This window comes from Nonomuraea sp. B208 (genome assembly GCF_057536035.1).
In genome coordinates, this window is record NZ_BAAJOU010000020.1 from 79,629 (window position 1) to 100,252 (window position 20,624).

General features: G+C 72.0%; 18 protein-coding genes. 11 read left to right on the top strand and 7 right to left on the bottom strand.

Going from position 1 to position 20,624, the window contains the following annotated elements; genetic code table 11:
- The first annotated feature begins 100 nt into the window (after window positions 1-100).
- Window positions 101-1,105, top strand: coding sequence for an AI-2E family transporter (locus tag AC27IY_RS15555; RefSeq protein WP_487178452.1), 1,005 nt, complete (start codon window positions 101-103; stop codon window positions 1,103-1,105).
- A 25-nt stretch (window positions 1,106-1,130) separates the two neighbouring features.
- Here the strand turns inward: AC27IY_RS15555 and AC27IY_RS15560 are convergent, their stop codons facing one another.
- Together AC27IY_RS15560 and AC27IY_RS15565 are read right to left on the bottom strand one after the other, a co-directional pair.
- The gene (locus AC27IY_RS15560) at window positions 1,131-2,078 is read right to left on the bottom strand and encodes a DUF6597 domain-containing transcriptional factor (RefSeq protein WP_487178360.1); all 948 of its coding nucleotides are present in this window, start codon (window positions 2,076-2,078) and stop codon (window positions 1,131-1,133) included.
- A gap of 37 nt (window positions 2,079-2,115) precedes the next feature.
- A complete protein-coding gene (locus AC27IY_RS15565; protein WP_487178361.1) occupies window positions 2,116-2,973 on the bottom strand; it encodes a hypothetical protein in 858 nt (285 codons plus the stop codon).
- Window positions 2,974-3,271: 298 nt separating this feature from the next.
- Here AC27IY_RS15565 and erm point away from each other — a divergent pair, with 298 nt between their 5' ends.
- The gene (erm, locus tag AC27IY_RS15570; RefSeq protein ID WP_487178362.1) at window positions 3,272-4,096 is read left to right on the top strand and encodes an ErmE/ErmH/ErmO/ErmR family 23S rRNA (adenine(2058)-N(6))-methyltransferase; all 825 of its coding nucleotides are present in this window, start codon (window positions 3,272-3,274) and stop codon (window positions 4,094-4,096) included.
- Here the strand turns inward: erm and AC27IY_RS15575 are convergent.
- Window positions 4,085-5,467: a hypothetical protein gene (locus tag AC27IY_RS15575; protein ID WP_423444454.1), complete on the bottom strand. Its 1,383-nt coding sequence runs from the start codon at window positions 5,465-5,467 to the stop codon at window positions 4,085-4,087. The genes erm and AC27IY_RS15575 overlap by 12 nt on opposite strands.
- Before the next feature lie 116 nt (window positions 5,468-5,583).
- On the opposite strand from AC27IY_RS15575, the gene AC27IY_RS15580 reads away from it, so the two are divergent.
- On the top strand, window positions 5,584-7,179 hold the full coding sequence (locus AC27IY_RS15580) for a molybdopterin-dependent oxidoreductase (protein ID WP_487178363.1): 1,596 nt from the start codon (window positions 5,584-5,586) through the stop codon (window positions 7,177-7,179).
- Here AC27IY_RS15580 and AC27IY_RS15585 read toward each other — a convergent pair.
- Both AC27IY_RS15585 and AC27IY_RS15590 read right to left on the bottom strand, forming a co-directional pair.
- Window positions 7,163-8,860, bottom strand: a complete 1,698-nt coding sequence (locus AC27IY_RS15585) for a fibronectin type III domain-containing protein (protein WP_423444450.1) — start codon at window positions 8,858-8,860, stop codon at window positions 7,163-7,165. The genes AC27IY_RS15580 and AC27IY_RS15585 overlap by 17 nt on opposite strands.
- Window positions 8,857-10,434, bottom strand: a complete 1,578-nt coding sequence (locus tag AC27IY_RS15590; protein WP_487178364.1) for a chitinase — start codon at window positions 10,432-10,434, stop codon at window positions 8,857-8,859. The genes AC27IY_RS15585 and AC27IY_RS15590 overlap by 4 nt, the downstream gene beginning before the upstream one ends.
- Window positions 10,435-10,696: 262 nt before the next feature.
- Here AC27IY_RS15590 and AC27IY_RS15595 point away from each other — a divergent pair, with 262 nt between their 5' ends.
- Both AC27IY_RS15595 and AC27IY_RS15600 read left to right on the top strand, forming a co-directional pair.
- Window positions 10,697-11,074 (top strand): VOC family protein, encoded by a 378-nt coding sequence (locus AC27IY_RS15595; protein WP_487178365.1) that lies wholly within the window; start codon window positions 10,697-10,699, stop codon window positions 11,072-11,074.
- The gene (locus tag AC27IY_RS15600) at window positions 11,071-11,937 is read left to right on the top strand and encodes a sigma-70 family RNA polymerase sigma factor (RefSeq protein ID WP_487178366.1); all 867 of its coding nucleotides are present in this window, start codon (window positions 11,071-11,073) and stop codon (window positions 11,935-11,937) included. Before AC27IY_RS15595 ends, AC27IY_RS15600 begins: the two co-directional genes overlap by 4 nt.
- A gap of 42 nt (window positions 11,938-11,979) precedes the next feature.
- Here AC27IY_RS15600 and AC27IY_RS15605 read toward each other — a convergent pair whose 3' ends face one another.
- Entirely contained in the window at window positions 11,980-13,809 is a 1,830-nt protein-coding gene (locus AC27IY_RS15605) for a M14 family metallopeptidase (RefSeq protein ID WP_423444442.1), read from the bottom strand.
- 151 nt (window positions 13,810-13,960) lie between these two features.
- On the opposite strand from AC27IY_RS15605, the gene leuE reads away from it, so the two are divergent.
- Together leuE and AC27IY_RS15615 are read left to right on the top strand one after the other, a co-directional pair.
- Window positions 13,961-14,635, top strand: a complete 675-nt coding sequence (gene leuE, locus AC27IY_RS15610) for a leucine efflux protein LeuE (RefSeq protein WP_487178367.1) — start codon at window positions 13,961-13,963, stop codon at window positions 14,633-14,635.
- Window positions 14,636-14,894: 259 nt separating this feature from the next.
- Complete coding sequence (locus tag AC27IY_RS15615) at window positions 14,895-15,521, top strand: VC0807 family protein (RefSeq protein WP_364448500.1); 627 nt, start codon at window positions 14,895-14,897, stop codon at window positions 15,519-15,521.
- A gap of 10 nt (window positions 15,522-15,531) precedes the next feature.
- Here the strand turns inward: AC27IY_RS15615 and AC27IY_RS15620 are convergent, their stop codons facing one another.
- Window positions 15,532-16,668 (bottom strand): sensor histidine kinase, encoded by a 1,137-nt coding sequence (locus tag AC27IY_RS15620; protein ID WP_487178368.1) that lies wholly within the window; start codon window positions 16,666-16,668, stop codon window positions 15,532-15,534.
- A 391-nt stretch (window positions 16,669-17,059) separates the two neighbouring features.
- Here AC27IY_RS15620 and AC27IY_RS15625 point away from each other — a divergent pair, with 391 nt between their 5' ends.
- From AC27IY_RS15625 to AC27IY_RS15640, 4 genes are all read left to right on the top strand, one after another.
- Window positions 17,060-17,677, top strand: a complete 618-nt coding sequence (locus AC27IY_RS15625; RefSeq protein WP_344220010.1) for a DedA family protein — start codon at window positions 17,060-17,062, stop codon at window positions 17,675-17,677.
- 37 nt (window positions 17,678-17,714) lie between these two features.
- Entirely contained in the window at window positions 17,715-18,527 is an 813-nt protein-coding gene (locus AC27IY_RS15630) for a DMT family transporter (protein ID WP_423478556.1), read from the top strand.
- Between the two features lie 87 nt (window positions 18,528-18,614).
- A complete protein-coding gene (locus AC27IY_RS15635) occupies window positions 18,615-19,826 on the top strand; it encodes a glycosyltransferase (protein ID WP_449958418.1) in 1,212 nt (403 codons plus the stop codon).
- Window positions 19,823-20,572 (top strand): DUF998 domain-containing protein, encoded by a 750-nt coding sequence (locus AC27IY_RS15640; protein WP_487178369.1) that lies wholly within the window; start codon window positions 19,823-19,825, stop codon window positions 20,570-20,572. The genes AC27IY_RS15635 and AC27IY_RS15640 overlap by 4 nt, the downstream gene beginning before the upstream one ends.
- Window positions 20,573-20,624: the final 52 nt, after the last annotated feature.

Below are 20,624 nucleotides of genomic sequence, written 5' to 3' on the forward strand. Positions count from 1 at the left end.
TACGGTCCTCGCAACCGTCAAATCGACGGCTCCTTCGGCGGGCTCGGGGTAGGAACCGGGCGTGCGAGATCAACCCCTGCCCAGGGCACTCATCATTCTCGTGGGCATCGCCGGTGCGGTGGTCGCCCTGTTCGGCCTGCGCGAAGTCAGCTCGATCATCGGGCCTGTCGTGCTGGCCCTGGTCCTCGTCATCGCGGTCGCGCCCGTGCGCAGCTGGCTCGCCGCCAAGAAGGCGCCCGCCTGGCTGCAGGTCGCCGTGCCCTTCCTCATCGTGGTGATGGTGCTGCTCGCCATGGTGGGCATCCTGACCATCTCGATCATGCAGCTCACCTCGCTGCTTCCCAGCTACACCGAACAGTTCCAGCAGCTGCTCGCGGAGACGCAGAAGCAGGCGGCCTCGTACGGGCTCAGCAACGACGTGCTCAGCCGGGCGTTGCGGGCGTTCGATCCCGGCGCTCTGCTGGGGGTGGCGCAGACGCTGTTGGGGAGCCTGGTCGGAGCCCTGACGGGGTTGTTCCTCATCGTGGTGCTGTTGCTGGCGATGTGCCTGGACGCGCCGGTGACGGCGAAGATACTCGCCGCCGGCATGCGCAACCGGGGGCAGTTGGTGACGGCGTTGGCGACGTTCGCGCACAAGACGCGGCGGTATCTGATCGTCTCCACGATCTTCGGGTTGCTCAACGCGGTGCTCGACGTCATCGCGCTGTCCATCCTGGACGTGCCGCTTCCGCTGCTGTGGGGGGTGCTGGCGCTCATCACCAACTACATCCCGAACGTGGGGTTCGTGATCGGGCTGCTGCCGCCCGCGATGCTGGCGCTGCTGGACGGTGGGGTGAAGACGATGGTGCTGGTGATCATCGCTTACGTCGTCATCAACGTCGTCACGCAGTCGTTCATCCTGCCCAAGTTCCTGGGGGACGCGGTGGGGCTCTCGACGACGATGACGTTCATGTCGTTGTTGTTGTGGACGTTCGTGCTCGGGCCGCTGGGTGCGATTCTGGCCATTCCGTTGAGTTTGCTGGCGCGGGCGTTGCTGATCGACAGCGATCCGAGTGCGAAGTGGGCGGCGGCGTTGGTGTCAGGCAAGCTGCCGCAGGACGGATGACGTCGGTGGGGGCGCGGCCGGCGGGCTAAGGGTGCTGGTTGGGTAGGGCCAGGGTGCGCAAGGAGACGCCGCTCAGGCGTTTGACCTCGTGGGAGAGGTGGGCCTGGTCGGCGTAGCCGGCTTCGGCGGCGACGGTGGCGAGCGGGACGCCGGCGCGGGCCAGGCGCAGGGCGCGCTGGAAGCGGACGATGCGTTGCAGGGTTTTCGGGGCGTAGCCGAAGGCGGTCAGGCTGCGGCGGTGGAGCTGGCGTTCGCTGAGGCCGAGGTCGCGGGCCACCTCTGACACCGACCGGCCGAGCCGCAGGGCACGGGCGATGAACGGGGCAGCGGGGTCGGCCAGCTGGGCGGCGGCGTTAGTCAAGCGGGCCGCGGCGGCTGAGCGGGCGGGGGTGGTCAGGTGGGTCAGCAGGGTGCGGGTCGCGGCGGTCAGGGCGGCGTGCTTGGCGGCGAGGTCGGGTGTGGTGCGGGTGGCGGAGAAGGCCGACTCGGTCGGGAGAGCCGGCCGGGGGTGCGGAGTGGTGAAAGAGGCGCCCAGGGCGGCTGGGTCATTGGTGGTGAAGGAGGCAGGGAGGGCGGCGGGGTCAGGCCTGTTGACGGAAGCGTGGAAGGCGGCGGGGTGAGCGGTGGTGGAGGAGGTGAGGAGGGCGGTGGGGGCGAGGGGGGCGAGGAGGGCTGCGGCCGGGAGGTCGGACAGGTGGATGCGTTGGTCGCGGAGGGTGTGGAGGGGGACGCCGAAGAGGTCGGCAGCCGCGCCCGGGCGGAAGCGGATGCCGACGAAGACGTCTCCGGCCGCCATCTCCGTCGGCATGGGGCCGGTGTCGGGACCGGCGACGAACAGGCCGCCGGGGCCCCAGATGAGGTCCACGCAGGCGTCGGGCACCACGAGCTGGGTGCTGCTCGACTCGCTGACCTGGTGCCAGTGGCAGGCCACGCGGGCGGCGAGGTCGGGTGCCGGCGGCCGTTCCTCGTACATGCGTTCAACGTACGGGACGGCTCCGACAGGAAGCGTGTCAGGAGGATGGGAGCCGGCCGTACGCGCGGAGGGTCTTGAGGTTGTGGACCGTGATGTAACCGCCCCATTCGTGTTCGACCAGGGGTGTCCACATCTGCCAGTTGCCGGTCCAGCCGCCGTCGGCGGACTGCCGGGCGAGGAGCGCGTCGAGGTGGCGGTCCAGGACGTCCTCGCCGAAGAGCGGCAGCCGGAGCGGGGCTGGGGCGAAGTCCAGCGGGAAGTGGACGGCGCCGGGCGTGTCGGGGTCGAAGGCGACCGTGGCGAGGATGGCCTCGCGCAGCCGCGCGAACTCGCGTTCCGCGCGGTCGCGTTCGGGTGTCAGGTCGAGGAAGGTCACGATGGCGCGGGCCTCGTACGGGCTCGGCTGCGTGACGGCGGCGATCGCGGACCAGCAGAACGCCGTGGCGGGGGCCAGCCACGGGTGGGTGACGCGGTGCTTGTGGAGCAGCCCTGCGATGGACGCCGTCGGCACGAGGCTGCCGGGCGGGTCGTCCCCGGTCTGCCACCAGGGCGCGCGGGGGTCGTTCCGTACGGAGGGCAGGACGAACGGAACCCCGCCGTCGGGCGTGGTCACGCGGGCGAGGTAGTCGCAGGCGGCGGTCACCATGGGCGAGTCGAAGGCGTCCAGCTCGTCGAGGATCCAGAAGGCCACCTCGACCGGCTCGGGCTGGCTGCCGGGGCCGCGCAGGTCGGGTTCGAGGGCGTGGCCGAAGCCGCCGTCGGGGTTCTGGTAGCAGCGCAGCGTGTCCAGCACCCGCCGGGGGTCGCCGTCGCGGAAGAGCGCGGCGAAGCGCAGCCGGTCGAGGAGCCTGGCGTTCAGGTGCAGGTAGTTCTCGGCGCGGTCGAGCACGTCCATCGTCAAAGGTCCTCTCGTAGGCGGATCCGTTGGAGGCTAGCCGCCGCCTCTCGCCGCGTTCTTGTCGGAATCGGACGCGGGCGGCGGGCCGGAAATTGCGTTGCCCGGCCGCGAGGGGCGCTCCTAGGGTGGCGCCATGACCTCGATGTTCTGCTGCCAGGTTTTCATCCGCATCCGCCGCGGCCGGGCTCTGGCCCGCTAGCGGACGCGTCGAACACGAGCTGAGGCAGCGCGTCCGCACGCGTGCCCAGGGCCCTTCGAGACCCGTTCACTCTCGAGGACCCGAAAGGGCAGTGCTGTGGCGCAGAATTTCGCACACGGAAACTATTCACACACTCAGAAGAAGGCCAGGAACAGCGGCGGCGGCCGTACGCCCCGGGATCGGGCGCGGCGCACGCTCTCGCAGAACTTCCTGGTGGACCGGCATGCCGTCGATCTGGTCGTGAAGGCCGCCGCCCCGGAGGGGCTGGTGCTGGAGCCGGGGCCGGGCGAGGGGGCGCTCACCTTCGCGCTGGCGGAGGCGGGGGCCCGCGTCCTCGGCTATGAGCTCGATCCGCTGCTGGCCGGGCGGCTGGCCGCGCGCACCCGTTCCGACCCGCGGATCGACGTGGTCAGGGGCGACTTCACGGCGGCGCGGGCGCCGCGCGAGCCGTTCGCGGTCGCGGGCAACATCCCGTACGCGGCCACGTCGCGGATCGTTGACTGGTGCCTGCGGGCGCCGGGGCTGACCGGGGCGACGCTGCTCACGCAGCGCGAGTACGCCCGCAAGCGGACCGGCGACTACGGCCGCTGGAGCCTGGTCACGGTGGAGTCGTGGCCGTGGTTCGACTGGCGGCTCGGCGACACGGTCGGCAGGGAGAGCTTCCGTCCCGTGCCGTCGGTGGACTCGGCGATCCTGCTGATCCGGCGGCGGCCTGAGCCGCTCGTCCAGAGCCGCCGCTCCTGGCAGGAGCTGGTGGACCTGGGCTTCGGCGGGGCCGGCGGGTCGGTGCGCGCCTCGCTGCGCGCCCGCTACGAAGGGGTGGACGCCGCGCTGCGCGCGGCGGGGGTGGACCGCGACGCCGTCGTGGGCCACGTCCACCCCGGCCAGTGGGTGACGCTGTGGGAGCGGCTATGCCACTGAGGTGACCTTGGCCTGCTCGGGCGAGCGGGGCAGGGCGGGGGCCGTCGCGTCGCGGCGGCCCCACGGCATGGCCAGCAGCAGGATCGGCAGCAGCACGATGGAGGCGCGCGACCACAGTGAGTGCAGGTGCCACCAGGTGTCGGTGTCGAACTGGGTCATGTAGAGGTAGCCGTAGCCGGTCCAGAGCGAGACGGCGATGATGGCCGGCCAGGCGAACCGCGTGGGCCGGGCGACCAGGAACGGCATGAACCACAGGAGATATTGGGCGCCGAGGCGCGGCGTGACCACCATGAAGATCAGCAGGATGGCGGTGGTCATGTCGATCGGGTCGGCCCGGTGCCAGAGGAGGACGGCCGCGACCACGCAGACGTAGATGAGGTTCGTGCCGAACGAGGCCAGGTCGTCGCGGAGCGCCCAGTCGCCGCCGGTGAACCACGGCGTCCAGCCGTATTCGCCGACGATCGGGCGGATGGACCGGATGGTGTCGATGACCTTGGGAAGCTCGTCGATCGCGGTGCCGGCGAAGACCGGCAGCGTGACGAAGAAGAACACCGGCACGACGCCGGTGGTGAACAGCGCGGCGATGCGCGAGCGCAGGCTGGGCAGGAGCAGCAGCATGCCGGGGACCAGCCAGATGGGCCAGCTCTTGGCACACAGGGCGAGGCCCATGAGCACGCCGGCGAGCGCCCCGCGCTTGAGGTGGGCGCGGTCGTCCGGGCCGGGCTTCAGCGCGGAGTGCAGCAGGCCGCCGGGGCCGAGCACGCGCACGACCGCGGCCTTCAGACCGTGGGCGGCCAGGCCGGCCCGCGCCCTGCCGAGGACGTCGGTGGTGATGCCGGGCCGCTCGGGCGCGCCGGGGCCGCGGGCGACCACGAAGGCGGCCACGCCGAACACCAGCGCCACCGGCTCGACCTGGCCGTGCACGCAGGCGACGAGCAGGGCGAGCGGGTTGAGCGCGTACTGGAGGGCGCGCAGGTTGGCCTTGGGGCCGCCGGCCAGCTTGGCGACCAGCGGGATGAGCACGATGTCGGCGACGACGGTGACCAGGCGACCGGCGTATTCCCAGGGGATGCCGAGCCAGAGCAGGATGCCGTAGACGTAGGGGATGGTCGGCAGGAAGTGCCAGCCGCCCTCGCTGGCCAGCACGGGGTCCTCGCCGCGGAGCACCGCCTCGCCCGCGGGCTTGAAGCTCTCGACGAAGTCGACGGGCTGCCAGGAGTCGATCGCCGAGGTGTACATGATGAGCACCCGCACGGCGACGCCGACCACGATGGCGACGGCGAGCGGCGGGCGCCAGTCGCGCCACTGCGCGACGAGGGCGGACAGGACACCGGCGACGAGGACGATCCCCGTGAGGACTGCGTAATCCATGGCGGGACTAGCCTGCCGCATCAATCCGGGTGCTGCCACCTGGGGTTCCGATTCTTATCCCCGACATGCCGACACGTATCGCGATACGACCTCACGCTGTGTGTTCAACTTTTTGCATGGGGGGATCGCAGGTCAACCAGGCACTGGTCAGGCTCTATTTCGAGGTGAGGGATGGGCTGCCCGACCCCGTCGCGGCGTGGGCGAAACTCACAGGCAACTCTCAGCAGTACGCCGGGACGCGCGGCGAGCGGCGGGTTCCGCTCGACGACGGCACCGCCGCCGAGATAGCCGCGGCGGCCATCGTATACACGGCGGCCGAGCACGGCCGCGAGCGGGTGGCGGCGCTGGCGACCTCGCCGCTGGCGGAGCTGGTGGGCGGGCTGGGCGGGGCGGTGCTGACCGAGCATCCGTGCGCGCCCGAGCAGGTGCTCGGCGGGCGGTTCGGCGGCGCGCCGCGGGCGGAGGAGTGGGCGCGGGCGGCGTACGTGCTGCTGTGGGGGGAGAACAACCGGCTGGCGCGGACCGCGGACACGCCCTGGGTGATCGCCGGGCGGTACAAGGGGCAGAAGGTGGTCGCGATCGGCACGCATCCGACCCGGCTGTCGGACGAGACGCTGGTGGTGCGGCCGGGCACGGACGGCGCGCTGGCGATGGCCATGGGGCACGTGCTGCTGAAGGAGTTCTTCCTGGACCGCACGCCGTTCGACGGGCACGCGGCGGAGTTCACGGACCTGCCGTTCCTGGTGCGGCTGCGGGAGCGGGAAGGCGCGTACGTGCCGGACGAGGCGACGGGGCAGGTGTGCGACCGGCTCAGCCTGTACGACCGCGAGGGGCCGGGCGAGGCGGTGGAGGTGCTGCTGCCGCGCTTCGACGACGGGCCGGGCGTGCTGCGGCGCGGCGTGCCGGTGCTGCGGGACGGGGATGAGCTGCTGACCACGGTGTTCGACCTGCTGCTGGCCGGTTACGGGGTGGCCAGGCCAGGTCTGCCGGGGCGGTGGCCCGACGGGTACGGCGACCGCGCGGAGCCGTACACGCCGGCCTGGCAGGAGGCGTGCACGGGGGTGCCCGCCTCGCGGGCGGTGAAGATCGCCCGTGAGCTGGGGGTGACGGCCGAGAAGACGGACGGTCGGTGCGTGATCGTGCCGGGCCGGCTGGACACGCCGCACGCCGACACCGCCTACCGGGCGATGCTGGCGTTGCTGGTGCTGACGGGGTGCGGCGGCGGGTGGGCCCAGGTGGGCACGGCGGGGATTCCGCTGGTGCCGTACCTGTGCCTGCACGCCTGCGGCGAGGACCGCTCGGACGTGGGGGCGCTGAGCTGGGCGCTCGCCGAGGGGCTGTTCGCGCGCCGCACGTCGCGGTCGGTGCTGCTGGAGGCGGTGCGCGACGGCTGGCCGATGGCTCCGCCGCCGCGCGTGCTGGCGCTCCCCCGGCCGATCTATCCGCTGCCGCCCGACGTGGACCTGCTGATCGGGCCGGACGACCACTGCGACCTGGCGCCGCCGAGCCCTGAGCTGGTGGGCGCGGCGGTCGCCAGGCTGGGCGGGCGACCGTCCGCGGCCGGGCCTGCCGGCCGGGCCGCGGACGGGCGCATGCGGTTGCTGGTGGACCACGCCTGGATGCGCGAGTACGGCGAGGCCCTGCCGGTCTACCGGCCGCCGGGTCTCGGCGTGCCGCTCAAACCGACGCAGCTGGTCAGAAACCGGCGGTGATCCTGGTGAAGTCCCAGTCGGACTGGGAGATGCCGCTGCAGTTGGACGTCACGCCGCCGCCGGGGCAGCCCCGGTCGCGGTTGACGGCCCAGTACGCGAGCCTGGTCAGGCCCTTGGACTTGGCCCAGTCGCGGATCTGCGTCCAGGCGGCGGTGGTGGTCAGCTCCTGCTGGTCGGACAGGCCGTTCATGCCCGAGATGCCCATGTGCGCGTACGCCTGGGCGTCGGTCCAGCCGTAGGCGTTCTTGAGCGCGTTCTTCAGGCCCTCGGAGGCGTTGACGGTGTCCTGGTAGATGTTGGAGCTGCCGAAGTCGAACGGCATGATGGTGAAGTTGTCGATCGGCACGCCGAGCGCCCTGGCCTGGTTGATCAGGCGGACGCCGTGCGCGTTCGGGCCGGTCGTGGTGGTGCCGAAGGTGACGACGGCCTTGACGTTCGGGTTGTTGGCCTTGATGATCTTGATGCCGTTCAGGATGCGGTCCTGGACGGTGTAGTTCTCGAACTCGTCGGTGTTCTCGATGTCGAAGTCGACGACCGCCGGGCCGACGGCGTTGATCACCTGCTGCACGGCGCCGGCGAACGCCTCGGGGCTGCCGCAGTTGGGGCCGAGCTTGTTGCCCTGCCAGCCGCCGAAGGAGATCTGGACGCTGCCGCCCTTCGACTTGATCGTGTTGATCGCCTGCTGGTCGGCGCCGCCGGTCAGGGCGCGGTTGCCGTCCCAGGCGGGGGTGCAGCCGCCGCTGGAGAGGATGAACGCCATCGTGAACGACTTCACGCCGGTCGCGTCCATGACGGTGGCCGGGTTGGGCGGGTTGCCCCAGCCCATGTAGAGGTAGGGGGCGCCGGCCATCTTCGCCGGGTTGCCGGTGCAGCCGCTGGTGGTGGCGGTGGCGTCACGGCCGGCCGACTCGCCCGCCGAGTTGTACGCCTTCACGGTGTAGGTGTGGGTCGTGCACGCGCCGAGGCCGGAGATCGTCGCGGACGTGCCGGTGACCTGCGCCTTCTGCGTCGAGCCCTCGTAGACGCGGTAGCCGGTGACCGTGCCGGAGGAGGCGCCCCAGCTCAGCGAGACGCTGGAGTTGGTGACCGAGGTGCTGACCGTGCCGGGCTGGCCGGGCGCGCCGGTGTTGCCGCCCGAGGTGGTGGCGGTCACGGAGTTGCTGACGCCGGAGAGGTTGCCGGCGGCGTCGCGGGCGCGGACGGTGTAGGTGTAGGCGGTGTTCGCGGCGCGGCCGGTGTCGGTGTAGGTGGTGCCGGTCACGGTGGTGACCAGGCTGCCGCCCCGGTAGACGTTGTAGCCGGTGACGCCGACGTTGTCGGTGGAGGCGTTCCAGGCGAGCGAGACGCTGCTGGAGGTGACGCCGGTCGAGCGGAGGTTGCCCGGCGTGGACGGCGCGGTCGTGTCGGTGCCGCCGCCGGTGGAGACCTTCCAGAGGGCGGGGACGTTCGGCGGCTCCCAGCCGGGCTGGGAGGTGTGGCCCTGGAGACAGACGTAGTCGACGCCGTTGTAGGTGACGACCGCGCCGGTGGCGTAGGCGGTCCACGGGGCCCAGGCGGCGGCGAGCAGCCGGGCGCTCTGGCCGGCCGTCTGGCTTTCCGCGTGGGCGACCGGGAGGCCGGCGCCGGTCAGCGCGAGGACCGCGCAGGCGAACGATGCGGCGAGTCTGCTGCGAAATCTCATGGCATTCCCTGGAGGTGCGGCTTGACGGTCTTGCTGAAGGACCAGTTGGCGCTGGCGTCCCAGTTGATGGACCAGGTCATCGCGCCCCGGATATCCGGGTACGCGCGGGGCGGCACGAAAGATCCGCAATTGGTACGCCGAGCCAGGCAGTCGAGCGCCTGGTTGACGAGGGCGGGAGCGACCACGCCTCCGCCCGCCGCGCCCGGCCCGGCGGGCAGGCCCAGCGCCACCTGGTCGGGGCGCAGGCCGTTCTCGAGCTGGATGCAGGCCAGCGCGGTCATGAAGTTGACGGTCCCCTGCGTGTACGCCTGCGCCTGGTCGCAGCCGAGCATGGAACCGGAGTTGTAGAACTGCGTGTGGACGACCGTGAGGATGTCCTTGATCGACAGGGCGAGCTTGAAGTACTCCATCCCGGTGCTCTGCATGTCGATGGTCTGCGGGGCCATCGTGATGATCAGGTCGGCGCCGGCCTTGGCGCGCAGCGACCGGAGCGCCTGGGCCATGTACGTGGCGTTGAGGCCGTTCTCCAGGTCGATGTCCACGCCGTCGAAGCCGTAGCTCTGCATGAGGGCGTACACCGAGTCGGCGAAGCGGGTCGCGGCGGCCGCGTCGGCGACCTGCACCCGCCCGGCCTCGCCGCCCACGGACAGGATGACCTTCTTGCCCCGCTGGTGCAGGGCCTGGACGTCGGCCCTGAACTGGGCGTCGGTGTAGCCGCCGAGCGCGGCCGACAGGCCGGCGTCCACGGCGAAGGCGACCTGCCCCGCCGTGGCCGTGGCCTCGCCGAACGCGACGGCGACGAGGTCGTACTCGGCGGGGACGGCCGAGAGCCTGAGCTCGGTCGCGGCGTTGACGAAGTTGTGCCAGTAGCCGGTGAGGAAGTGCTTCGGCAGGGTGCCGCCGCTTCCCGTGCAGCCGGTGGTGGTGGCGGTCACGGGGTCGCCGGCCGCCGACTCGCCCTGGCCGTTGTACGCCTTGACCGTGTAGGTGTGGCTCTCGCAGGCGCCGAGGCCGGCGATCGTCGCGGTCGTGCCGCTGACCGTGGCCTTGACCGTGGCGCCCTCGTAGACGCGGTAGCCGGTGACCGTGCCCGACGACGCGCCCCAGGAGAGGGTGATCGAGCCGGCCGTGGAGGTGGCGGAGGCGGCGCCCGGCCTGCCGGGCACCCCGGGTGACGGTCCGCCGCCGCCGCAGGGTGATCCGTTGAGCGTGCAGCCGGTGATGCCGGGGAAGCCGCCGGGGCTGCCGTTGAAGCCGAAGCTCGCGCTGCCGCCGGCGGGGAGTGCGGGGGCCCAGGACGGGTTGGTGAAGGTGTAGTGCTGGCCGCTCCTCGTCATGACCGCGTCCCACGCGGACGGGATCGAGTAGCCGGCGGGGACGTCGAACTGCACGTTCCAGCCGTTCATGGCCGTGGTGGTGGCGTTGGTGACGGTGACCTTGCCCTCGAAGCCGGAGCCCCAGTCGGAGACCTTCGTGAAGGTCGCCGTCGCCGTGGCGGCGTGGGCGGGGGCAGGGGCGGCGATGAGGGCGAGGACGAGGCTCGCGAACGCCAGGAGGGTCGCGCGGTGTCTCACGGGCTCTTCCTTACGGGGGGTGACGTGCCGTACGCCTCGCGCCGGGGGGTGAGAGAGCGAGCCGTACGGCACGAGCCACGCGTTTGCGGGGGCTGTAAGGTTTTGTCCGGTCGGTCGTTTACTGTTAGGAAAGTTTCCTAAGAGTTGTGGGCCGATCGTAGCCTTGACACTTCGCCCTTACAAGACCCAAAAAAGGGAGGCTCCCTGTTACCTTCTTCCGCCGGCGCTCGTCATGGGATCGACGAGTGAAAAGAGGACAGGAATGCTGACCACCATCATGTACGTGACGATCTACGTCACCGACCAGGACCGCGCGCTGGAGTTCTACGCCGGAGGACTCGGGCTGGAGAAGCGGATCGACGTCACCGGGCCCGACGGCCGGTTCCTCACCGTCGGCGTGCCCGGCAGCCCGGTGCAGATCCTCCTGTGGTCGCACGCGGCGGGCACGGGGCTGCCGGGCGGCGTGCCAGGCCCGGTGATCCTCGAATCCGACGACCTGCGCAAGGATTTCGAGATCATGCGCTCGCGCGGCGTCACCTTCGAGGGGACCGAGCCCGAGGACTATCCGTTCGGGGTCCGCGTCGAGGCGGTGGATCCCGACGGCAACCGGATCTCGCTCCGCCAGCAGCGCAAGCCGTGACCGCGCGCCCGTCCGGTCCCGTGACCGAGGCGTTCGAGGCCCAGCGCGATCGGCTGCGCGCCCTCGCCTACCGCGTGCTGGGCTCGCACGCCGACGCCGAGGACGTGGTCCAGGAAGCCTGGGTGCGCCTCGCCCGCCAGGACGAGGCGGCCATCGGCAACCTGGCGGGGTGGCTGACCACCGTGGTCGGCCGGATCAGCCTGGACGTGCTGCGGTCCCGTCAGGCCCGCCCCGAGACCGCGTACGGGCACGAGTTCGCGGACCTCGTGGTGACGCCCGCCGACGAACCCGCGCCGGACGAGCAGGTGGCGCTGGCCGATTCGGTCGGCTTCGCCCTGCTCGTGGTGCTCGACTCGCTCACCCCGGGTGAGCGGCTGGCGTTCGTGCTGCACGACATGTTCGCGGTGCCGTTCCACGAGATCGGCCACATCCTGGGGAAGTCCGCCGACGCCGCCAAGATGATCGCCAGCCGGGCCCGCCGCAAGGTCCGGGGCGCGGACCGGCCGGCCGGCGCGGGCCGCGAGCACCAGGAGGTCGTCCAGGCGTTCCGCGCGGCCGCCGTCGGCGGCGACTTCGAGGCGCTCCTGCGCGTCCTCCACCCGGACGTGCGGCTGACCGTCGACACCCCCGGCGGCGTGGTCGTCACCCTCGGCGCCACCGAGGTCGCGGCCGGCGCCCGCAGGTTCGCCGGCGAGGTCGCCCGCCAGCGGGCGGTGCTGGTCAACGGCGTTCCCGGCCACATGTCGTGGCGTGCCGACGGGACGCCGCTCTCGGTCATCGCCTTCGCCGTCGGCGGCGGCCGGATCACCGGCATCCACGTCGTCGTCGATCCGGCCAAGCTCGCGGCGATCCACCTGGACTGAGCTCCCGCCGTACGGGACCGTACGGCGGGAGGCAGGGGCAGGTCAGGGTTGCTGGGTGATCCTGACGTCGTCGATGCCGGCCTCGACCAGGGAGGCGGTGCCGGCGTCGGCGGCGTCCACGACGATGCGGACGGTCTGGCCGGCGAAGGCGTTCAGGTTCGCGGTGGCCGTGGCCCACGCGCCGTTGCGGTTGGAGGCCGCGCCCGCCTGGTTGAGCACGGTCGCGGTCGAGCTCCCCACGACGCGGACCCGCAGGTAGTCGGCGCTGGAGGCGTTCGAGCCGTGCGCGAGGTACCACGACAGCGAGAGGCTGAGCGTGCCCGAGGACGGCAGCGTGATCGGCGGGGACTGGATCGTGGTGACGCCGCCGTCCACGTCGTAGTCGCCGGCGGCGCTGCCCGCGAGGCGGCCGGTCACCAGGTCGTTCGTGCCGCTGACGGTCGTGCCGAGCTGCTTGGCGCCCGAGGACGTGGTGTCCTGCGGGTCACCCCGCTCCCACTGGCCGGCCGTGGCGGTGTCGGTGCCCGCCGGGTTGACGGTCCAGCCGGTGGCGGTCTCGAACGTGTCGGAGTAGACGGTCAGCGGCGGCGTGCCGGTGCCGCAGTACTGGCTCTCCTTGCCGATGATCCGGTAGACGCAGTCGGAGTATTCGAGGAAGCGGAGCACGGCCTCCTTGTTGCGCGTGGTCTGCGGGACGATCTGCTCGTCGGGCGGGTAGAAGCCGGGGCTGGCGCCGGTCGGGTACATCTCGAACGTGAAGCTGAAGATCTTGTACTGGCCCCACAGCCAGTCGTCGATGGTGCCGTCGGTGATGTAGAGGTCGCTGGCCTGCTGCGGGGTGTAGTTGTTGGTGGAGGCCATGTTCTGGCCGAGCGTGGCGTGCGCGTCGCGGTCGTCCTGGGTGAGGCCGGGCGCGGTGTTGTTCAGGGTGTAGCCGTACGGCCAGAGCACCAGCTCGCTGTAGGTGTGCCAGTCGATGTGCGACTTGAGCTGCTGCACGCCGCCGATGACGCGGCTGCGCACCCAGTCGGCCGTCGCCCGCACCTCGGGGGCGGACTCGGCGCTCGGGCCGCGGTAGGTCTCGCTGGAGGTCGTGCCGGAGGAGCCGCCGCAGCAGCCCCAGTTGTAGGCCCAGTTGCGGTTGAGGTCGGTGCCGACGGCCGAGGAGCCCGAGTTGGGCTGGCGGTTCTTGCGCCAGGAGCGGTAGCTGCCGGTGGCGATGTCGTACTCGCCGCCGTCGGGGTTGAGGTCCGGCATGATCCAGATCTCGCGGGTGTTGACCAGGTTCGTGATCCGGGAGTCGGTGCCGTAGTTGTCGGCGAGCAGGTGCATGATGTAGAGCGCCATCTCGACCGTCAGGTGCTCACGGGCGTGCTGGTGGGCGGTGAACAGCACCTCGGGCTCGGCCTCGTCCGTGCCGACGTTGTCGCTGATCTTGACCAGGCGCAGGGCGCGGCCCTCGTACGAGGTCCCGTACGTCGACTGGCTGACGATGTTCGGATGGGCCGCGACCAGGGCGTTGATCTCGGCGTTCATCTCGGCGTAGTTGTGGTACGCCGAGTCGGCGGGCGGGAAGTCGAACGCCTCGACGCTGGACGGCGTCGCCGGCCGGGGCACCTCCACGACCCGGTAGCCGAGCTTCCTGATGGCGGCCACCTCCGCCGTGGTGGCCGTGACCAGCACGGAGCCGGTGGCCACCTCCTCGATGGCCGCGCCGGTGGCGGCGACGGCGCTGCGCTGCTGCGCGTCGGACGGCCCCTGCACGCGGTACTGCTTGTTGGGCGGGGGCTCGGCGGCCGCCCCCACGCCCGTCATGCCGGTGAGGCCGACGAGGCAGAGGGCGGCGAGCAGGATGACGATACGGCGTATCACCTGGTCCTCCTAGGGCGCTCGGGATGGGATGGTGCCGGCGCCTGAACCGAGAGTGAGGATCTACCGATCTCCCGCAAAGGCCCAAAGTTGCGGACATCCGGATCCCTGACAGGTGACTGTCAGGACCATCCCTCGCGGTACCGTGAGAGACGTGTTCTTCGGCATCACCGATTTCTGGGCCTACGTGATCGGCGCCTTCCTGATCATTCTGCTGCCTGGACCCAACTCGATCTACGTTCTCAGCTTCGCGGCGCGTCACGGTGTCCGGCAGGGCTACCGGGCCGCGGCCGGCGTCTTCGTCGGCGACACGGTGCTGATGTTCCTGGCCGCCGCCGGCGCGGCGTCCCTCCTGCGCTCCAACGCCGTCCTGTTCATGGTCGTCAAGTACGCCGGCGCCGGCTACCTCGCGTGGATCGGCTTCCAGATGATCAGGGACGCCTGGCGTTCCTGGCGGGCGCGAGGCGCCGAGGCCGTCCCGGCGAAGGCGGCGAAGGAGGCCGTGGAGAAGGCCGTGGAGAGCCGGCCGCGGCCGTTCCGCAAGGCCCTGACGATCAGCCTGCTCAACCCGAAGGCGATCCTGTTCTTCGTCTCGTTCTTCGTGCAGTTCGTGGATCCGGCCTATCCGGCGCCGGCGCTGTCGTTCCTGATCCTCGGCGCGGTGATCCAGGTCTTCAGTTTTCTCTACCTGACGTCGCTGATCTTCGGCGGCACGTTCCTGGCCGCCCAGTTCCGCAGCCACAAGCGGCTCAGCGCGGGGCTGACCTCGTGCGTCGGCGCCGTCTTCCTGGGGTTCGGCGCGAAACTGGCCACCGCGTCACTGAGCTGAGTCACTGAGCTGAGTCACTGGGCTGAAAGTTCGGTTCAAGGACATGCTGGTTCGGTAGGGCACAGATGGAGCGTGTCGAAAGAGGCGGTCGCACCGCCGGCCCTCGGGTACGGTAGGCCACCGGCGTGCTTCCCGGGACGCCGGTGCGGTGCCCGCCTCGGTAAGTGCGAGCGGTCCATCAGGGTAGCCCTGGTCCCTCGAAGCCCGGGTAGTCGCTGATCGTCGGCCTATCTGCGGAGCAGTCTTGAACCATCCGCCCGTGACCCTCCCCCGCCTCGGCGCCCTCGCCCGCGAGGCGGCGCCCAAGCTGCTCGAAGCCGTGGTCGCCCCCCTGGCGGTCTTCTACCTCGCCATGGTGGTCCTCGGGATCAAGTGGGCGCTGATCGCCACCGTCGCCTGGGTCTACCTCGGCGTGGCCTGGCGGCTCGTCCGGCGGGTGAAGGTGCCCGCCACCATGTTCCTCGCGGCGTTCGCGATCACCGTGCGCGCCCTGGTGTCGCTCTGGACCGGCACCTGGATGTGGTTCTTCATCCAGCCCGAGCTGGGCACGATCTGCATCAGCATGGCGTTCCTCGCCTCCGTGCGGCTCAACCGGCCGCTGGTGCAGAAGCTCACGCTCGACTACATCCACCTGCCGTCGGCGGTGCTGAAGCACGAGCGCATCCGCCGGTTCTTCGCCAGGATCACGCTGCTGTGGGCGTTCGTGCTGCTGATGAACTCCACGCTCAGCATCGCGCTGGCCGTCTACGAGAGCCTGCGCGGCTCGCTCGGCGCGTTCATGATCCTGCGCACCTCGGCGGTGGCCGTGATCAGCGGGCTGGCGATCGCGTTCTCGATCTGGGCGTTCAAGCGGGTGCTGCGCCGGCTGCACGTCGCGCACGCCTGACCCGCGCCCTTCAGGGGAGTTCCACGACGAGCTCGTAGCCGCCGTCCACCGCTCCGGCGGTGAGCGTGCCGCCCGCCAGGCGGGCCCGTTCGGCGAGGCCCGCCAGCCCCATGCCGCCCCGCCTGGCGACCGGCCGGCCGCGCGCGGGCCCGTTGCGCACGCTCACCCGGCGGGGGCCCACCGAGATCCGCACGGCGGCCCCCGGCGCGTGCTTGGCCGCGTTGGTGAGCCCTTCCTGGACGACGGCCCCGGCCAGCGCGGGCGCCGGCCCGGCGGCCACGTCGAGGTCGATGGTCATGCCGGAGTCCCTGGCCCGGCGGACCAGCTCGGTCACGTCCTCGTTCACCGGCTCAAGCGGCGCGGCGTCGGAGTCCTCGCGCAGCAGCCCGATGATCTGCCGCAGCCGCTCGGTGGCGTCGCCCGCCGCCTCCCGCAGCTCCCCCGCCGCCCGCGCCTGCGCCGGGTCCAGCCCGGGGGCCAGCTCCAGCCCGGCCGCCCGGACCGCGATCAGGGCCAGGTCGTGGCCGAGCGAGTCGTGCATGTCCCGCGCGATCCTGGCCCGCTCGCGCAGCCGGGCCTGCGCCTCGGCCGAGAGCCTGGCCTGGCCCCGCTGCCGGATCACCAGCCGCCGCACCAGCCCTATCAGGTACGGGATCAGATAGGTGCCCACCAGCCCGGTCACCATCGACACCCACAGGGCGATGTCGCCGCCCGCCGCGAGCACGACCGCCACGCCGACCGCCGTGATGAGGCCGAACGCGGCGACCGGCGGCCACGCCGCGCCCTCCCGCCGGCCGGTCAGGTAGGCGTACCCCATGATGAACGGCGAGGCCGGCACCAGTGGGAGGATCTTGACGCCGGTCCGGGGCAGCAGCCAGCTCAGGTCCACGGTGGCGAACCCCTCGCTGAAGCGCCACGGGCCGAGCGGCAGCAGCAGCACCAGGGCGACGAGCGGCCGGCGGCGGCCCACCAGCACCACCGCCGACGCCAGGGCGAGCCGCGGCCCGGTCACCATCCCGAACGCGGCCGGGTCCCGGAGGGGATCGGGCCCCGCGGCGGCGACGAAGGCGCACAACAACATCCAGAGCAGCAGGTCGACGACCACCTCACGGCGGCTCTGCCTGCGGATCGACGGCGGGATTCTCACGTCGTCGAGCCTATGGGGGCCGGGCGGAGGCCCGCCCTCGTCCTCCGGCAGGAGACGACCCTGACGAAAGTCAGGGTAGGGCGCGTGGCACCGTCCTGGTAGTGCTAGCCCCACCCCCGATTCGCCTACCTCCACTCCTGCGCCGGCCTGCGCGAACGGGTTGGATCGAAGGTGTCGGCCGGGGCAGGCGGCACCGCCCCCGACGAAAGTCGGGGGCACCCGCTGCCGATCGGCCGATGTGCCATGACCAGCGGAGTTTCTAGCTTCATGAGCTACGGCCCTGACCCGATTAGGGGACGGGTCCGCGTTCGACCGGGGGCATCCCCGATGCCCCGGGACCCCGCGTACCGAGACGCTGTCCGTGTGCCGTGAAGATCGGAGTCAACGCCCCATGTCACATGCCATCCTCGACCTGGTCCAGCAGGTCATGTCATCCCCTTGGCTGTACGCGGCCCTGTTCGCCCTGGCCGTGCTCGACGGGTTCTTCCCCATCGTCCCGGCCGAGACGTCGGTGATCACGGCGGCGGTGTTCGCCGCTTCCGGGGAGACGAACCTCGCCCTGGTGATGGTGGTCGCGGCGCTCGGCGCGTTCGTGGGCGATCACGTGTCGTACCTGATCGGGCGCATGTCCGGCGGGCGGCTGCGGGACAAGAAGGCGTTCGTCTGGGCGCGCGGCGCGCTGGAGGAGCGGGGCGGGCTGGTGCTGGTCGTGGCCAGGTACATCCCCGGCGGCCGGACGGCCACCACGCTCACCATGGGCGCGGTACGCCACCCGCTGCGCTCGTTCACCTTCTTCGACGCGATCGCGGCGAGCTCGTGGGCGGTCTACTCCGGGCTGATCGGGTTCTTCGGCGGGATGGCGTTCGAGAACGACCCGATCAAGGGCCTGCTGCTGGGCCTCGGCATCGCGGTGTCCGTCACGGCGGTGGTCGAGCTCGTGCGGTGGGCGCGGAAGCGCCGCGCCACCCAGCCTTCCCCGGAAGTCCTTCCCGTGGACACGTCCGTTTGACCCTGCCGGGCGACCATCCGATTCGAGAGGAGTGCGCATGACTGTGCTGGCCGCGGCGATCGCCCTGGTCGGGTCGCTGTTCTTCGCCCTCGGCGCCGCCCTTCAGCAGTTCGAGGCCGCCGGCTCGGCGAAGCCGGGGCTCCTCGCCCTGCTGCGCCGGCCGCGCTGGCTGATCGGCGGCGCGTCCATCCTGGCGGGTGGCGGCCTGCACATCGTCGCGCTCGGGCTCGGCCCGCTCACCGTGGTGCAGCCGATGGGCGTGGCGAGCCTGCTGTTCGCCCTGCCGCTCGCCGCCACGCTGCACGGCCGCCGGCCCACCCGCAAGGAGCTGGGCGCGGCGGCGGTCGTGGCGGCCGGGCTGGTCGGGCTCGTGCTGATGGTCCCCGAGTCCGAGGGGCCGACCCGGCTCGACCCGGACGGCGTCCTCCTCCTGCTCGGCGTGGCCGGGATCGCGGCGGTGCTGCTGTGGGCGGGCGCGAAGGCGGCCTCGCCGGCCTGGCGGGCGGCGCTGCTGGCCACCAGCTCCGGCGTCCTGTACGGCGCCACCGCCACCCTCATGCGGGTGCTCGTCGACGGCGGCTGGAACTGGTGGTACCTGCTGGCCCTGCCGGTGCCCACGCTGCTCGCGCTGATGATGCTGCAGCGGGCCTACGCCGTCGGCCACTTCGGCGTGTCGTTCGCCTCGCTGCAGGTCGCCGATCCGCTGACGGCGGTGGCGTTCGGCGCGCTGCTGCTCGGCGAGCCGCTGCCCACCGGGGCCGCCCCGGTCGTGGCCGCCCTGCTGACCGCCGCCGGCACCGTCGCGCTGGCGCGTACCAGTCCGCTGGAGGCGCGCAACGATCTCGCCTGACCCCGACCCCGTTCCCGGCTCGTCGTCCCCTGTTCCCCCTCCGGCCCTCCCCGGGCCGGGTTCCCTTGCGATTGTGGAGTCACCGTCATGGCCATGCCCCTGCACAGCGTCACCGACCGCGCCCGGCTCGCCCCCGCCCCCGAGCGCCCGCGCCGGGTGCTGATCTCGACCGACACCTACCCTCCCGACGTGAACGGCGCCGCCTACTTCACCCACCGCCTGGCCACCGGCCTCGCCGCGCGCGGCAACGAGGTGCACGTGGTCTGCCAGTCGGAGCACGGCCCGGCCAGTGCCGACGTCGTGGACGGCGTCATCGTGCACCGGCTGCGCTCGGCGCCGCTGCTGGTGCACCCGACCATGCGCGTCACCGTGCCGACCCGGCTGGACCGGCTGGTCGCCGACATCAACCCGGACGTGCTGCACACGCAGGGCCACTTCGTGGTCGGCCGGGCCGCCATCGCCGCCGCCCGGCGCGCCGGCGTCCCCGTCGTGGCCACCAACCACTTCATGCCCGACAACCTCTTCCAGTTCGCCCACATCCCCGACCGGCTGCGCGTGAAGGCGGGCCGGCTGGCCTGGCGCGACTTCAGCCGCGTCTTCAACCGGGCCGACCACGTCACCACGCCCACCCCGCTGGCCGCGCGGCTCCTCGCCGACCAGGGGTTCGCGCGGGAGGTGGAGCCGGTGTCCTGCGGCATCGACCTCAGCAGGTTCCACCCGCACGCCGAGCCCAAGGCGTGGGCGCGCAAGCTGTTCGGCCTGCCCGACCGGCCGACCGCGCTGTTCGTCGGCCGCCTCGACGAGGAGAAGCGGATCGACGAGCTGGTCAGGGCGCTGCCGCTGGTGCTCAACGAGACCGACGCCCAGGTGGCGCTGGTCGGCAAGGGCAACCAGCGGGCCGAGCTGGAGCGGCTGGCCGCCAGGATCGGGGTCGGCGACCGGGTGTTCTTCCTCGGCTTCGTGCCCGACGAGAACATGCCGCAGGCGTACGCCGCCGCCGACGTCTTCGCCATGCCCGGCGTCGCCGAGCTGCAGAGCATCGCGACGCTGGAGGCCATGGCGAGCGGCCTGCCCGTGGTGGCCGCCGACGCGATGGCGCTGCCGCACCTGGTGGTCTGCAACGGCCACCTGTTCCAGCCGGGCGACGTGGTCGAGCTGGCCCGCCACCTGACCCGCGTGCTCGGCGACGACGAGCTGCGCGCCAGGTACGGCAAGGCCAGCAGGGAGCTCGCCCTCACCCACGACGACCAGGCGTCGCTGGCCCGGTTCGAGGCGATCTACGACGAGGTCGCGCGATGATCCCTCGGTGGAGCCTGTGGGCCACGGCCGGTGGCACGGCCGCCTCGGCGGCGGCGCTCGCCTGGACCGAGCTCACCCTGCCCGCCCAGCCGCTGATCAGCGACTACGCGCTGGTCGCCGGCGGGCTGGTGCCGGTGCTCGTCGGGATGCTGGCGCTCGCGGGGGCGTGCCTCAGCCTGGCGTACGGGCTGGTCGTGGCCGACCCGGCGCGCACCGCGGCCACCCGGGTGCTGCTGCTGGCCGGGGCCGCCGGGCTGATGCTGAGCGCGGTCTTCCCCACCGATCCCGGCTCCTCCCAGATCGGTACGCTCGCCGGGGAGATCCACCGCTGGGCGGCCGCCGTGGTGTTCACCGCGCTGCCGGTCGCCGGGTGGACGTTCGCCAGGGGACGGGCGGGGGCCGCCCGCTGGAACGCGGTGCGGGCGATGAGCGTGACGGCGGGGCTGACGCTGGCGGCGTACCTGGCCGCGCATCCGGCCACCGTCACCTCGCCGCTGATCAACGGGGTCGCCTACTACGGGCCGCTGGAGCGGGCCGTGGTGCTGGCCGAGATGGTGCTTCTCGTGACGATGGCGGTGGCGGCCGCGGCCGGTCGCCGGGTCTCCGCGCACGCCGCGGCCGCGACCGCCGAGAGTGCGCCCGCGCCTTCCGCGCTCGGCGAGAGCGCCCCCGCTCATTCCGCGCCCGCCGGGTCCGCGCCTGTCGGGGACGCGTCCGCCGAGGGCGCGTCCGAGCTGGCCGCCTGAGGGCGGGCACGTTTCGGCCGCCGCCGAAGGATCGCGCTCCTAGCGTGGACCG